General features: G+C 59.6%; 16 protein-coding genes. 13 read left to right on the top strand and 3 right to left on the bottom strand.

The window, feature by feature from the left end:
- Positions 1-8 precede the first annotated feature (8 nt).
- From DCS96_RS06605 to DCS96_RS06620, 4 genes are read left to right on the top strand one after another with little or no spacing between them, the layout of a single operon-like run.
- Positions 9-974 (top strand): ABC transporter permease, encoded by a 966-nt coding sequence (locus DCS96_RS06605; RefSeq protein ID WP_116473515.1) that lies wholly within the window; start codon positions 9-11, stop codon positions 972-974.
- Positions 958-1,851 carry a putrescine export ABC transporter permease SapC gene (gene sapC, locus DCS96_RS06610; RefSeq protein ID WP_116473516.1) on the top strand — a complete coding sequence of 298 codons (894 nt, stop codon included), beginning with the start codon at positions 958-960 and terminating at the stop codon, positions 1,849-1,851. The genes DCS96_RS06605 and sapC overlap by 17 nt, the downstream gene beginning before the upstream one ends.
- Positions 1,851-2,852: a peptide ABC transporter ATP-binding protein gene (locus tag DCS96_RS06615; RefSeq protein WP_116473517.1), complete on the top strand. Its 1,002-nt coding sequence runs from the start codon at positions 1,851-1,853 to the stop codon at positions 2,850-2,852. Before sapC ends, DCS96_RS06615 begins: the two co-directional genes overlap by 1 nt.
- Positions 2,849-3,655 (top strand): peptide ABC transporter ATP-binding protein, encoded by an 807-nt coding sequence (locus DCS96_RS06620; RefSeq protein ID WP_116473518.1) that lies wholly within the window; start codon positions 2,849-2,851, stop codon positions 3,653-3,655. The genes DCS96_RS06615 and DCS96_RS06620 overlap by 4 nt, the downstream gene beginning before the upstream one ends.
- Here the strand turns inward: DCS96_RS06620 and miaE are convergent.
- A complete protein-coding gene (gene miaE, locus DCS96_RS06625; protein WP_232818198.1) occupies positions 3,652-4,422 on the bottom strand; it encodes a tRNA isopentenyl-2-thiomethyl-A-37 hydroxylase MiaE in 771 nt (256 codons plus the stop codon). The genes DCS96_RS06620 and miaE overlap by 4 nt on opposite strands.
- Positions 4,423-4,650: 228 nt before the next feature.
- Between miaE and DCS96_RS06630 the strand changes: the two genes are divergently transcribed.
- The 4 genes from DCS96_RS06630 (at position 4,651) to galU (ending at position 6,959) form a co-directional block, all read left to right on the top strand.
- Positions 4,651-5,202 carry a septation protein A gene (locus DCS96_RS06630; RefSeq protein WP_116473520.1) on the top strand — a complete coding sequence of 184 codons (552 nt, stop codon included), beginning with the start codon at positions 4,651-4,653 and terminating at the stop codon, positions 5,200-5,202.
- 4 nt (positions 5,203-5,206) lie between these two features.
- A complete protein-coding gene (locus tag DCS96_RS06635) occupies positions 5,207-5,506 on the top strand; it encodes a YciI family protein (protein ID WP_116473521.1) in 300 nt (99 codons plus the stop codon).
- A 173-nt stretch (positions 5,507-5,679) separates the two neighbouring features.
- On the top strand, positions 5,680-5,976 hold the full coding sequence (locus DCS96_RS06640) for a ComEA family DNA-binding protein (protein WP_116473522.1): 297 nt from the start codon (positions 5,680-5,682) through the stop codon (positions 5,974-5,976).
- Positions 5,977-6,053: 77 nt separating this feature from the next.
- Entirely contained in the window at positions 6,054-6,959 is a 906-nt protein-coding gene (gene galU / locus DCS96_RS06645; protein WP_116473523.1) for a UTP--glucose-1-phosphate uridylyltransferase GalU, read from the top strand.
- Positions 6,960-7,029: 70 nt separating this feature from the next.
- Here the strand turns inward: galU and DCS96_RS06650 are convergent, their stop codons facing one another.
- Positions 7,030-8,022 (bottom strand): response regulator, encoded by a 993-nt coding sequence (locus DCS96_RS06650; protein WP_116473524.1) that lies wholly within the window; start codon positions 8,020-8,022, stop codon positions 7,030-7,032.
- A gap of 137 nt (positions 8,023-8,159) precedes the next feature.
- Between DCS96_RS06650 and DCS96_RS06655 the strand changes: the two genes are divergently transcribed.
- Positions 8,160-8,834, top strand: coding sequence for a DnaT-like ssDNA-binding domain-containing protein (locus DCS96_RS06655; protein WP_116473525.1), 675 nt, complete (start codon positions 8,160-8,162; stop codon positions 8,832-8,834).
- On the top strand, positions 8,818-9,663 hold the full coding sequence (locus DCS96_RS06660; protein ID WP_116473526.1) for a DnaA ATPase domain-containing protein: 846 nt from the start codon (positions 8,818-8,820) through the stop codon (positions 9,661-9,663). The genes DCS96_RS06655 and DCS96_RS06660 overlap by 17 nt, the downstream gene beginning before the upstream one ends.
- Before the next feature lie 107 nt (positions 9,664-9,770).
- Here DCS96_RS06660 and DCS96_RS06665 read toward each other — a convergent pair whose 3' ends face one another.
- Positions 9,771-9,977: a dodecin gene (locus DCS96_RS06665; protein ID WP_116473527.1), complete on the bottom strand. Its 207-nt coding sequence runs from the start codon at positions 9,975-9,977 to the stop codon at positions 9,771-9,773.
- 252 nt (positions 9,978-10,229) lie between these two features.
- Here DCS96_RS06665 and DCS96_RS06670 point away from each other — a divergent pair, with 252 nt between their 5' ends.
- The 3 genes from DCS96_RS06670 (at position 10,230) to DCS96_RS06680 (ending at position 14,187) form a co-directional block, all read left to right on the top strand.
- Positions 10,230-11,906 carry a sensor histidine kinase gene (locus tag DCS96_RS06670; protein ID WP_116473528.1) on the top strand — a complete coding sequence of 559 codons (1,677 nt, stop codon included), beginning with the start codon at positions 10,230-10,232 and terminating at the stop codon, positions 11,904-11,906.
- Complete coding sequence (gene btsR, locus DCS96_RS06675) at positions 11,903-12,619, top strand: two-component system response regulator BtsR (RefSeq protein WP_116473529.1); 717 nt, start codon at positions 11,903-11,905, stop codon at positions 12,617-12,619. The genes DCS96_RS06670 and btsR overlap by 4 nt, the downstream gene beginning before the upstream one ends.
- 140 nt (positions 12,620-12,759) lie before the next feature.
- On the top strand, positions 12,760-14,187 hold the full coding sequence (locus tag DCS96_RS06680; RefSeq protein WP_116473530.1) for a carbon starvation CstA family protein: 1,428 nt from the start codon (positions 12,760-12,762) through the stop codon (positions 14,185-14,187).
- Positions 14,188-14,265 lie beyond the last annotated feature (78 nt).

Below are 14,265 nucleotides of genomic sequence, written 5' to 3' on the forward strand. Positions count from 1 at the left end.
GCGTGTTTATGCTGAACTATATTTTACGCCGCTTCAACCTGCTGGTGACCACCCTGCTGGTGCTCACCCTGCTGGCCTATGTACTTGAATACAACCTGCTGGCCGAGGGGCCCGGCGCTGATTTCTGGGCCGGTTATCTGGTCTTTATGCGGCAACTGCTGCAGGGCGATTTCGGCATCTCCAGCGCCACCGGCATGCCGGTGCTGGATGCGCTGAACCAGTATTTCCCGGCAACCCTCGAGCTGTGCCTGGCGGCCTTTATCATCTCGTTGGTGGTGGGCATCCCGGTCGGCACCCTGGCCGCGCTGCGTCAGGGCCGCTGGCAGGATGCGCTGATCCTCTCAAGCACCCTGCTGGGCTATTCGATACCCGTCTTCTGGCTGGGGCTGCTGCTGGTAATGTTTTTTTCGCTCAACCTGGGCTGGTTGCCGGTGTCCGGCCAGCTGAGCCTGCTCTACGACATTCCCACGGTAACCGGTTTCATGCTGATCGACACCCTGCTGGCCGACAGCGACTACCGGATGTCTGCCTTCCTCGACGCCCTGCGCCACCTGATACTGCCGGCCCTGGTATTGTCCATCGTGCCCACCACCGAGGTGATCCGCCAGATCCGCAGCGCGCTGGTGGAGGTGCTCAAACAAAACTATATCCGCGCCGCCCTGACCAAGGGCCTGAGCAAGACCCAGGTCGCCCTGCGTCATGGGCTGCGCAATGCCTTTCCGCTGGCCGTGCCCACCCTGGGGCTGCAGCTGGGCCCCGTGCTGACCTCGGCGATGATGACCGAAATCGTCTTCGACTGGCCCGGTCTGGGGCGCTGGCTGCTGACCAGTATCGCGCAGCAAGACTATATGGCCATCAGGGGGGGTACCCTGGCCATCGCCACCTTCACCGTGACAGCCAGCGTGCTGACGGACATCTTCTCCACCCTGATTTACCCCACCCGCAGAAAGGCGTTTTATGTCAAACAGGGCTAACATCTATCCCGAAGTCCGGGTCTTAACTCCCCTGATGCTGGCCTGGCAGCTGTTCAAGAACAACTTCATGGCCATGGTCGGGCTCTGGGGCCTGCTGATCCTGGCCCTGTTGATTCTGTTTGGCTCCTGGCTGGCCCCGTACCACCCCGCCGAGCAATTTACCCAGGCCCTGCTGCTCCCCCCTTCCTGGGCGGAACAGGGCAATATCGATTTCTTCCTGGGGACGGATGACCTGGGCAGGGACATGCTCTCCCGCTTGATCAGCGGCGCCCGCCTGACCGTCGGCAACGCCGTGCTGGTGGTGCTGGTCGCCCTGCTGCTCGGCGGCAGTATCGGTATCCTGGGCGGCATGAGCAAGGGCTTGAAGTCCAGTATCCTGAACCACCTGCTCGATACCCTGCTGTCGATCCCTTCCCTGTTGCTGGCCATCATCTTTGTCGCCATCCTCGGACCCGGGCTGTTCAATACCCTGATGGCGATCACCCTGGCGCTGATTCCCCAGTTTATCCGCGCCACCTACAATGCGGTGTCGGACGAGATGCAGAAGGAATACATCACCGCCCTGCGGCTCGATGGCGCCAACCGCTGGCATATACTTAAGTTAGGGGTGTTGCCCAACCTGAGCGATACCCTGGTCAGCCAGACCACCCGGGGGCTTTCCTCCGCCATCCTGGATATCACCGCCGTCGGTTTCCTGGGCCTGGGTGCCCAGCCCCCCAGGCCGGAATGGGGCGCCATGCTGTCCCATGCCATCGATCTGGTGTACCTGGCCCCCTGGACCGTGACCCTGCCGGGCATGGCCATCGTGCTCAGTGTGCTGGTCATCAACATGGTGGGTGAAGGCCTGCGTCAGGCGATCAATGAGGTAATGAACTGATGCCGCTGTTAGATATCCGCAACCTGACCATAGAGATTGACACTCCTCAGGGCACGATCAAGGCCATCGACAAATTCAGCCTGACCCTGGCCGAGGGCGAGATCCGCGGCCTGATCGGCGAATCCGGTTCGGGCAAGAGCCTGGTGGCACAGACCATAGTCGGCATAGAAAAAGACACCTGGCGCATTACCGCCGACCGCATGCACCTGAACAACATCGATCTGCTGAGCCTGTCCCCGAAGGAGCGCCGACGCATCATGGGCCGGGATATCGCCATGGTATTCCAGGAACCCTCCAGCTGCCTGGACCCCTCCGAGACCATCGGTGCCCAGCTGGAAGAAGCAGTACCGGACTGGGCCTTCGAGGGAAAATGGTGGCAGCGCTGGCAGTGGCGTCGTCAGCAGTCCATCGCCCTGTTGCACCGGGTGGGCATCCGTGACCACAAGACGGTGATGAGCGCCTATCCCTATCAGTTGTCCGAGGGCATCTGCCAGAAGGTGATGATCGCCATGGCCATTGCCAACCAGCCCAAGTTGTTGGTGGCCGACGAACCCACCACGGCGATGGAGGCCAGCAACCAGGCGCAGATACTCAAGCTGCTGGAGCGGGTGAACAAGCTGTCCAACACCACCATATTGCTGATCAGCACGGACATCACCGCCATCGCCAGACTCACCGACCATATCAATATCATGTATTGCGGCCAGACGGTGGAATCGGGCACCCGGGAGCAGATCCTGACCCGCCCCCATCATCCCTATACCGCCGCCCTGTTGCAGATGATGCCGGATCTGGACGGCAACCTGCCCCACAAGTCCAAGCTGAATACCCTGCCCGGGGTGATCCCTCCGCTGCAGAACCTGCCCATCGGCTGCCGGCTGGGGCCCCGCTGCCCCAATGCCCAGAAACAATGCGTGATCACCCCCCCGCTGGCCAAGGTCAAGGGGCATGTTTACTACTGTCATTTTCCGCTGAATATGAAGAAAGGTAAGACCAAGTGAGCCAGGTTCCCCTGCTAAAGATCGATAATCTCAGCAAGGTATTCATCAACCAGACCGGGCTGTTCCGACGCCAGAAGAAGACCGCCTTCTATCCCCTGTCCTTTACCCTGGAGCGGGGCCAGACCCTGGCGTTGATGGGCGAAGCCGGTTCGGGCAAGAGTACCCTGGCCAAGGTGCTGGCGGGGGTATTACCCCCGACCCAGGGCAGCGTCTATATCGATGGCGACAAGATCGAGCCCGGTGACGATCGCAAGCGCTGCCAGCTGATGCGGATGATTTTTCAGGATCCCAATACCTCGCTCAACCCCCGCAGCCGCATCGGTCAGATACTGGAAACGCCCCTGCTGCTCAATACCGAGCTGAGCGCGGAGCAGCGGGAAACCCTGGTACTGAATACCCTGCGCATGGTGGGCCTGCTGCCGGATCATATCCATTTTTACCCGCAGATGATCTCCACCGGCCAAAAACAGCGGGTCGCCCTGGCGCGGGCATTGATCCTCTCGCCCAAGATCATCGTTGCCGATGAGGCCATCTCCGATCTGGACGTCTCGGTTCGCTCGCACATCATCAACCTGCTGCTCGGCCTGCAGAGTACCCTGGGCTTGTCCTACATCATCGTGGCCAACGATCTGGGCGTGGTGCGTCATATCAGTGACCAGGTCATTTTAATGCACGAGGGGCATGTGGTCGAAGCCGGCCCCACCGCCAGGGTGCTGAGTAACCCCCAGAGCGAACAGGGCCTGCGCCTGTTGCAGAGCTACAGTAATGAATACCGCTGGCATGCCCCCGGCAGCGGGCGCTAACCCAATCGTAAGTCGGCCGGCACGCCGCTGTGAAAACGCAGCACCTCGTCGGGAGCCTGGATAAGCTCGGCTTCCCGGGCACCGAAAAATGCCACCCGTTCGCCGATGTCCCGATCGCTGTAGTCCGCGGCCAGGGTCAGGTAGTCCTGGTAATGGCGGGCCTCGGAACGCAGCAGCGACACATAGAAGCGGTTTAGTTCCTCATCCAGGTGCGGCGCCAACCGGGCAAAGCGCTCACAGGAACGGGCCTCGATATAGGCGCCGATAATCAAGCGGTCGACCACCGCCGCCGGTTCATGGGTGCGCACATGCCTGAGCAGACCCTGGGCGTAACGGGAGGCCGACAGGGTACTGTACTCTATTCCTCGGGCTGCCATGATTTCCAGCACCTGCTCGAAATGGTGCAACTCTTCCTGGATAAGCCGCACCATTTTCACCAGCAGCGCATTTTTTTCCAACTCATCGAATACCCGCTGACTGTCCTCGGTCAGCGCATGCTTGCCAAGCACCTCGGCCTTGTCGGGCAATGCCTCGAGGGACTTGTAGAAATCCAGGTTGGGCAGCAGCTTGCGTTTTTCCCTGGGCAGACAATAGCGGCGCACCAGGCTGTGGGCGCTCATCGCCGCCTTCATCTCGCAGTTGGCGTGATCCACCAGCAGGCTGGTCAGGTGTTCGGGCTTGCGAGCCTCTGCTATCCACGCATCGGGGGTGGCACAGTGCAGGAAGGCATGAATGGGGGCCAACAACTGGCTAAACTCTGTATTCAAGGGACTGGATTCCAAACTAAAATAATGAAGGTGGTGGCAGAGACGGGTGCCATTGAGGCGCCATTTTACCTAATCTTGACCGTATGCGGCAGCCCCAGGAAAGAAAGGCACCCAAGACACGCAATGAGCCGCAGTTGGCCTCCCTTTTGTATTGCCGGCGCAATCTTTTGCCTGGCGACAAGCTGACGGGTAAACTGGGCACTCATTTTCAGTTCAGGTTTAACCCTTATGAAGCAATTTGCCGATTTTATTCCCCTCATTATCTTCTTTGTGGTGTATAAAACCGTCGATATTTACGCCGCCACCGGCGCCCTGATGGCTGCTACCTGTATCCAATTACTGATCCAGTGGGTTAAACACAAGAAGCTGGAAAAAATGCACCTGGTCACCCTGGTGCTGGTGCTCTTTTTCGGCGGCCTGACCATGTTTTTCCAGAATGATGCGTTTATCAAGTGGAAGGTAACGGCGGTCAACGGCCTGTTTGCCCTGGCCCTGCTGGTCAGCCGTTACGGCTTTGACAAGAATCTGATCAAACAGATGCTGGGCAAGGAAATGACGGTGCCAAACAGTATCTGGGACAGGGTCAACCTGGCCTGGGTGGCCTTTTTTACCGGTTGTGGACTGCTCAATATCTATGTGGCCTTCAGCCTGTCCCAGGAAGTGTGGGTCAACTTCAAGGTGTTCGGCCTGCTGGGATTGACCTTCCTTTTTACCCTGGCCACCGCCCTCTATTTATACCGGCACATGCCGGCGTCAGATAAAACCAACTTAAAAGGATAATTGCATGTGGTATCTGATTTATTCCGAAGATGTTGCAGACAGCCTGGCCCTGCGCCAGCAAGCCAGACCCGCTCACCTGGCACGCCTGCAGGCATTGGCCGATGAAGGCCGTTTGCTGGTCGCCGGCCCCAACCCGGCCATAGATGCAGAAGATCCGGGCGCGGCCGGCTTTAGCGGCAGCACCGTCATCGCCGAGTTCGACTCCCTTGCCGCCGCCCAGGCCTGGGCCGATGCCGACCCCTATGTGGCTGCCGGTGTTTACGCCTCGGTCACCATCAAACCCTTTAAAAAGGTCCTGCCTTGACACCTGCCGGCCCTGGGGCCGGCTCACCCTCCAAGCCTGACTGACAAGTCCGATTTATTCACCCAAATGGGTGAACTCCGCTGATTTCCGTTGATAAGTTCCCATTTGTATCCAAGGCTTTGATGGTCCTGGAGCACAGGATGAGTATTTTCCAGCAACAAGGAGAAACGGGAATGAACAGACCCTTGTTAACCGCATTATTGGCCGGTTTACTGGCCGCCGGCGGCCCGGCCCTGAGTGAAGAGACCCAGCCACAAACCACAAAAGCGGTCGCTGTCAGCAGTATCAATATCAACACCGCCGGCCATGAACAACTGGCCATGTTGTCGGGTGTGGGGCCGGCCAAGGCGGCAGCGATAGTCCAATATCGGGAAAACAATGGACCCTTTACGTCAGTCGATGACCTGAGCAAGGTCAAGGGGATAGGTACGGCAACCGTTGAGAAAAACAGGCATCTGTTGAGTCATTGATGCTCCGGCCCCACCGGCCATGGCCGGATGGGGCTGCTTTGGTTATGATATGGCATTTTCCAATCCAGGTCCTAGTCATGCCAAACCAGCAAATTATCAAAAAGGCCATTATTCCCGTCGCCGGCCTGGGAACCCGCATGTTGCCCGCCACCAAAGCCATCCCCAAGGAAATGCTGCCCGTGGTGGATAAGCCCCTTATCCAGTATGTGGTAAACGAGGCGATTCAGTCGGGTATCAAGGAAATCATACTGGTAACCCATGCCAGTAAAAATTCCATTGAGAACCATTTTGATACCAGCTTTGAACTGGAAGCCACCCTGGAAAAGCGGGTCAAGCGTCAACTGCTTGCCGAAGTACAGGGGATATGCCCACCCGATGTCACCATCATGCATGTACGTCAGGGCGAGGCCAAAGGCCTGGGCCATGCCATCTGCTGTGCCCACCCCCTGGTCGGCGATGCCCCCTTCGCCGTGCTGCTGCCCGATGTGCTGCTCGATGATGCCAGTGCCAGCCTGCAGCAGGATAACCTGGCAGCCATGATCCGCTCCTTCGGTGAAACCGGCCAGAGCCAGATCCTGGTAGAGCCGGTGGCTGCCTCCCAGGTTGATCAGTTTGGTATTGTCGATATACAGGGACACACACTGTTGCAAGGAGAACATGCCCGGATCCACTCCATGGTAGAAAAACCACCCCTGGATGAAGCCCCCTCCAACCTGGCTGTGGTCGGCCGCTACGTGCTGTCATCCGGCATCTGGCCGCTGCTGAAGAAAACCCCGCTGGGTGCCGGCAATGAAATTCAGCTGACCGACAGCATTGCCTTGCTGATGGAACAGGAACAAGTGGTTGCCCACCATATCAAGGGCAAAAGCCACGACTGCGGCAGCAAGCTTGGCTACCTCAAGGCCATAGTGGAATATGGCTTGCGCCACCCGGAACTGGGAGCCGACTTTGGCCGCTACCTGGAACAGTTCTCTTCCCGCTAACCCGCGGTGAACCATCAATAAGGCGTTGCTGTTTGGTGAGCTGAAGACGGGATCAACTGGCACAGGGGCACTATCCGGCATGGGCATAAGGCCGGCTTTGGTGGCTGGCGGTCAGCTGGAGCTCGCTTCCAAAAGCGCCGGTTATGGTCAGCTTCCAGGGCAGGGAAAACGGTCGGTTGCTCTGGCTGGCAACCAGATGAGGGCACCCCAGGGGACCCACATTGCAGGCCTCCAGCCAGTCGGTACCGCGCATGCCGCCGTTGGCGATATTGGCAATACCCTTGTCCGCATTCAGCTTGATTAATGCCAGGCTGACCCGGGTATCCAGACCGGCGTCCAGGATCAGGCAGTTGATATACTCCAGGGTTTGCGCCGGGCTATCCAGTAGCCGGTGTTCGCCGCGCTGGTATTGGCGCAGAGGGCCGTTGAGCAGAAAAGTCACCAGGGTCATCACCACCGGCGTATCCATATTCAGGGGATCAAACTCCGCCAGCAGCAGCAGCAGGTCGTTGTTCAGCACCACGCATTCGGTCAGTACCCAGGGGGAGCTTTGCTGGCAATGCAGATGCCAGGGCCCCATTTGAAGATCCTGGCTGGGCTGCAATGACAGCAGTAGCCGGCTGGCGGCAATATCCTGATGACGATAATAGGCCAGATGCTCAATGAACTGGGCGTTCATCCGTCCCGGCTCCGGGCGCAGGCTGGCGGCGATCACCTCGGCCACCATGCTCCAGTTTCTGATCGGTTTGATCAGATAATCCTCGGCCCCGGAACGAAGCACCCGGGCCACATCCGCCATCTTTTGCTGCCCGGAAATCACGATTACCGGCAAGTCGGGATACAGCCGCTTGAGGCTGGCGACCACCTCATGGCCGTCTATATTGGGAACCAACAAGTCACTCAGCACCAGATCGGGCCGCTGCCTGGCCACCATGTTCAGTCCTTCGGCGCCGTCTTCGGCCTCCATCACCCTGGCCCCCCACAGCTCGAGGTACGCCACCATCAGGCGACGGAACACCGGGTCGTCCTCTATCAATAATATCAGGGGAGCGGAGTCAAACATGGATAGGGCTTCAGTTAATAAAAAGTCATACCCTGAGCCTAGTTGATTATGGTCGGAGTGAAAGCTCGAGGGCCCTTTACTGTATTCTGCCGCCTCTTTATTGGATAATGGGGGTCCAATGCATCAATACTGGCTTTATGACCCCGGCAGAATACCAAGCGCTGACCTCTCCCCGACTTGCCCACCCGGCACGCAGCCTGTATATCCTGTATCTCAGGCACAGGGCCCGGGGCGATCAGACCGAGCCGCTGGATTATCCGCAGCTGGGCAAGGCCCTGGCGGTCAGCGTCGACGGCGAGTATCGCTACCGGGTGACACCCGTCGCGCTGACCGAATTGCTCGACGAGCTACAGCAGGCGGGCCTGCTGCAACTGGTGGAGCGACCCCAGGCCCAACACTATCACGGGGCCCGCTTCAACCTGCCGCTCAAGGGCATGAGCGGGCTTGCCCCCCTGCCCGCCCGGCAATTTGCCATGCATGGCGACTGGCGGCCGGACCAGCAGTTCGAGGGGCTGGCCAGATTGTGCGGCCTGCTCGACAGCCGGTTCGATGAGGCCGAGCTGGGGGAATTTATCGCCTACTGGCTTGGTCGGCCCGAAGTATTTGAAAACCAGCATCAATGGACCCTGAAGTTTGTGCGTACCCTGAAAAACAAGCGCAGCATCAAGCGTCCGGTAACCGCCACCGAGGGCTATCAGCAACAGCCTGCCAAAGCCGATGCCGAGCCCAGTAAACGCGCCCGGCAAATGATTGAAGAGGCCCGCCGTCTGAGTGGTCAGGCCGATGGAGACAGCAATGAAAAAGACGCCTGAAGAAATTGCCGCCGACCTGGCCGATATCGCCCGTCGCCGCCGACAACGTCCACAAAAAGACCTGTCGCCGGACGCCATCAGCCAGGGGCAGGTGCACAGCCTGCTGGCCCGGCTCCAGCGCCTGCGTGCCGACGGCAATCTGCCGCACTACGATTACGACACCCTCAAAAAACGCTACGAGCAGCAGGCCAATGAAGAGGTGCGCCAGGCCCAGATCGAGGCGCGCCGGCAACGCACCGAACGCCTGCTGGCCCAGGCCGACATGAACCCGGACTGGATCTTCGACAACATGGACCAGGGCGATCCCGTGCTGGCCCATCATATCGAAACCGCGCACCATTTTATCAATGCCTTCGACCATTGGGAGCAGAAGGGCGGCACCGCCATCCTCATCTATGGCAGCTTTGGCACCGGCAAATCCACCCTGGCCGGCGCCATTGCCCATGAGCTGATCCAGCGCCATCAGAAGTCGGTGATCTTCCAACAGTGGGCCTCGGTGGTGGATCGGTTGTTTTTCGGGGTGATCGAAGACCAGGACAGCCGCAACCAGTACCGTCGGGCATTGGAGGAAGTCGACCTGCTGATCCTGGACGAAGTCGCCGCCAACCGCAGCAAGCTCGCCGAGAGCCAGTCCAGCTTCCTGGGTCACCTGTTGCGCCGGCGCCGCAACCTGTCCAAAAGCGTGATCATCATTACCAACCATGATCCCCAGGCCCTGCACCGGGCAGTGGGTGATTTCTGCTTTGAGGCGATCAAGGCCTTTCATCCGGTCGATCTGGCACTGAACGGTCCCAGTCGCCGTCCCGATATCGGCGACTACCGCAGCTGAGGATCGCAGCACATTCCTTCCTTACCCGCCGATGTTGGCAGCCCAGGGCCGCCCCTGTTCCGTCAGGCGGTAACCTGCGCTACCGGTTTAAACGCCTATCCTCCGGCTCAGTCGAGCCGGAAACCGATTTTCACCACTACCTGAAAGTGGGCAACCTGGCCATCCTTGATATGGCCGCGCATTTCCGTGACCTCGAACCAGTCCAGATGCTCCACCGTCTTGGCCGCCTTGGCCACCGCCTGCTTGATGGCATCGTCGTAGCCGAGGGGGGAAGTACCGGCAACTTCTATCAGCTTGTAGACATGACTGGACATGGCATACCTCGTATTCAGAATGACAGTTACCACCGGCGAGTTACCGGCAGCGGACACAAACACCCTTAAGCAATAGCAGCCCCCGCCCGGTTCGTCGACAGCCTTTCTGTCACCCTCCGGCCAAGCCAAATCCGGTAATGTGTAGCTTGCCCCCTTACCGCCATTGCCCTACCCTATCGACTCACCAGCGGCCATGTTTTGTAGTTGTACCTGTCGGTACCGTGGTACTGAACGCATTCCGGGATCCTGTCGATGTCGTTGATTTTCTCTCTGATGCAGCAGATGAGCGTGTTTCTGGTCATCGCCTACCTGCTGTCCAAGACCCCCTTGTTCAAGCCGATGGTGAACTATTCCATCCGTCTGCCGCACAAGATAGTTATCTACCTGGTGTTTTCCGGTTTCTGCATCATGGGCAGCTATTTTGGCCTGGCGGTGCAGGACGCCATTGCCAATACCCGGGCGGTGGGCGCCGTGCTCGGCGGCCTGCTCGGCGGCCCCGTTACCGGCCTGCTGGTTGGACTGACCGGCGGCTTGCACCGTTATTCCATGGGCGGCTTTACCGATCTGGCCTGTGCCATCTCCACCACCCTCGAAGGCCTGCTGGGCGGCCTGGTCCATTACCGGCTGGTCAAGCGGGGCGAGATGGCAACCCTGTTTTCGCCCTCGGTCGCCTTTGCCACCACCCTGTCGGCGGAAGCCCTGCAGATGGCCACCATACTGCTGGTGGCCAGGCCATTCGATCAGGCCCTGGCCCTGGTCCAGGTGATCGCCGCGCCCATGCTGCTCGCCAACGCCACGGGGGCTGCGCTGTTTATCAGCATGATCCGCGACCAGAAGGCCATGTACGAGAAGTTCTCCAGCCGTTTTTCCGCCAAGGCCCTGAACATCGCCCAACGCACCGTTGGTATCATGGGTCGAGGGCTGAATGCCGAGTCCGCCCGACAGATCTGCCGCATCCTCTACGAAGAAACCGGGGTGGCCGCCGTGGCCATCACCGACCGGGAACAGATACTGGCCTTCAACGGATTGGGCCATGAGCACCACAGGCCCGGCACCGTCATCTCCTCTCCTCTGACCCTGGAGGCCATCCGTGATCAGGAGATCAAGTTTGCCGACGGCTATCAGGTGCCCTATGCCTGCTCCCTGGCCGATGACTGCGAGCTCGGCTCGGTACTGGTGATCCCCATCCGGGGGGAAAGCGGCATTCTCGGCACCATCAAGCTCTACGAGCCGAAGAAACGCCTGTTTCTGAAGATCAACCGCACCCTGGGCGAGGGTATCGCCGGCCTGCTGACCCACCAGCTGCTGACCGGTCGCCTGGAACAGCAGCAACAACTGTTGATCCAGTCTGAACTCAAGTTGGCCCATGCCCAGGTCAACCCCCACTTCCTGTTCAATGCCCTCAACACCATAGGCGCCATCACCCGCCGGGAGCCGGACAAGGCGCGGGAGCTGTTGCTGCATCTATCCAATTTCTTCCGCAAGAACCTCAAACGTTCCGGCGAGCAGACCACCCTGGCGGAAGAGCTGGAGCATGTGGCGGCCTACCTGGCCATCGAGCAGGCCCGCTTCAATGACCGGCTGGCGGTGAGCTTTGATATTCCCGAGCCGCTGCTCGGGTTGCGGCTGCCCACCTTTACCCTGCAGCCCATCATAGAAAATGCCATCAAGCACGGTATCTCTACCCTGCTCGAGCAGGGACGTATCCAGGTAACCGCCGAGGCCGAGGCTGGAGTGGTCAGACTCAGGATAACCGACAATGCCGGCACCTACCGGACCAGGGCCGACGGCGACGGCCTGGGCCTGAGTCTGGTCGACAAACGATTGAAGTGTCTCTATGGTGAAGCCTTCGGGATCGATATCCGCGTTGAACCCGACCAATGGACCCAGGTGACAGTGTCACTTCCACAGCAGGAGGCTCAACCATGATCAGCGCCCTGATCGTCGACGATGAACCCTATGCCCGTGCCGAACTGGCCGAACTGTTGCGCGAACTGGGTGGCGTAACCATCCAGGCCGAGGCCGGTAACGCCCTCGAGGCCATGGGCCTGTTGCAGCAACAACAGCCCGACGTGATGTTTCTCGATATCCAGATGCCCAAGATCAGCGGCCTGGAGCTGCTGTCCATGGTCGAACCCGAACGGCTGCCCCGGGTGGTGTTCGTGACCGCCCATGATGAATATGCCATCCAGGCCTTCGAGGACAATGCCTTCGACTACCTGCTCAAACCTGTGTCAAAAAGCCGGCTGCAGAAGACCCTGGACCGACTCAGGGAGGCGCTGCCGGTTCAGGATCTCGAACCGGTGACCCCGCCCCTGACTACCATCCCCGGTTACCAGCAGCAGCGCATCCGGCTGGTGCCGCTGGCCGACGTGGAATACATCTATTCCGATCTCGGCGGCGTCCATCTGGTTACCCCGGAAGGAGAATATCATACCCAGCTGACCCTCAAGGTGCTGGAGCAGCGTACTCCCCTGCTGCGGGTCCATCGCCAGTATCTGATGAGGGTGGAGGCCATCCGGGAAATTACCCTGCGGGAGAATCACAGCGCCGAGCTGGAAACCCGTCTGGGTCACCGCTTGCCGGTCAGCCGCCGCTACCTGAAGGCATTGAAAAGCCGGCTGGGCCTGCAACAGTCGTAACCATTTTATCTGCGCCACACCAACACCGGCATCACAACCGCTTAACATCCTATATGACCGCTTACCCAAACAGAACGGGCTTTTTTTAACCGACTCCCTACACTGGCGCCACACCCCCATTCAGCCAAGGAGTTGCGCTTATGTTGTGGTTTTTACTCTGTACCGGCCTGCTGGTTGCCGGCTACTTCAGCTACGGAAAGTTTATTGAGCGGTTATTCGGGCCCCGCCCGGAGCTGGATACCCCGGCCATCACCATGGCCGACGGCGTTGACTATGTGCCCATGTCGGATAAAAAAATCTACCTGGTGCAACTGCTCAACATTGCCGGCCTGGGTCCCATCTTCGGTCCCATCCTGGGCGCCCTCTACGGCCCCGTGGCCATGTTGTGGATCGTGTTCGGCTGCATCTTCGCCGGCGCTGTTCATGACTATTTCTCCGGCATGCTCTCGGTTCGCGCCAAAGGCGCCTCGATACCGACCGTGGTCGGCGAGCAGCTGGGCTCTGCCGCCAAACATTTCATGAATATCTTTGCCGTCATCCTGCTGCTGCTGGTGGGCGTGGTATTTGTGCTGGGTCCGGCCAAACTGCTCGGTAACCTGTCCGGCATGACGGTCACCATTTGGGTCGCCATTATCTTCGGCTATTACATACTGGCCACCCTGGTTCCCATCGACAAGATCATCGGCCGCTTCTATCCGCTGTTCGGCGCCTTGCTGGTCTTTATGTCGGTCGGCCTGCTGCTCGGCCAGGCCTTCAGTGGCAAGGGCTTCTACCAGACCGGCATCGATTTCGCCAATCTCCATCCCGAAGGACTGCCCCTGTGGCCGCTGCTGTTTATCACCATAGCCTGCGGCGCCGTGTCCGGCTTCCACGCCACCCAGTCGCCGTTGATGGCCCGCTGCATGCAGAACGAACGCTCCGGCCGCTTTATCTTCTACGGTGCCATGATAGGCGAAGGCATCATTGCGCTTATCTGGTGTAGCCTGGGTCTGTCCTTCTATGAAAGTACCGACGCGCTGAACGCCACCCTGGCCAACGGCGGTCCGGCAGCCGTGGTCCATGAGGTATCCACCAGCCTGTTGGGCACGGTCGGCGGCATCCTCGCCATCCTGGGTGTGGTGATACTGCCGATCACCTCGGGCGACACCGCCTTTCGCAGCGCCCGGCTAATCGTGGCCGAGTTCCTCAAGCTGGGCCAGCAGGCCTTGCCCAAGCGGCTGCTGATTGCCGTGCCCATGTTCGTGCTCGGCTACCTGATCACCCAGGCGGAATTTGGTGTTATCTGGCGCTACTTCGGCTGGGCCAACCAGACCACCGCCATGATCATGCTGTGGGCCGCCGCCGCCTACCTGGCCAAAGAAGGCAAGCTGCACTGGGTCTGCACCCTTCCCGCCATCTTCATGACGGCGGTGACCTTCACCTACCTGGCCAATGCGGAAATCGGCTTCGGCCTGTCACTGCAGCCGGCCAGCTATATCGGCCTGGCGGTGACCCTGGTGTTTACCGTCGCCTTCCTGCTCAGGTTCCGTCCTGCCAAGGGCGCAACGGCGCAAGGAGAAAGTGCCTGAGCCCGGCCCCCGACACCCGTCGGGGCCTGCCCCGGATAGTCACTGACAGAAACAACAAGAGCGCCGATTGGCGCTCTT

The organism is Zobellella maritima, from assembly GCF_003075035.1.
Classification (GTDB): Bacteria; Pseudomonadota; Gammaproteobacteria; order Enterobacterales; family Aeromonadaceae; genus Oceanimonas; species Oceanimonas maritima.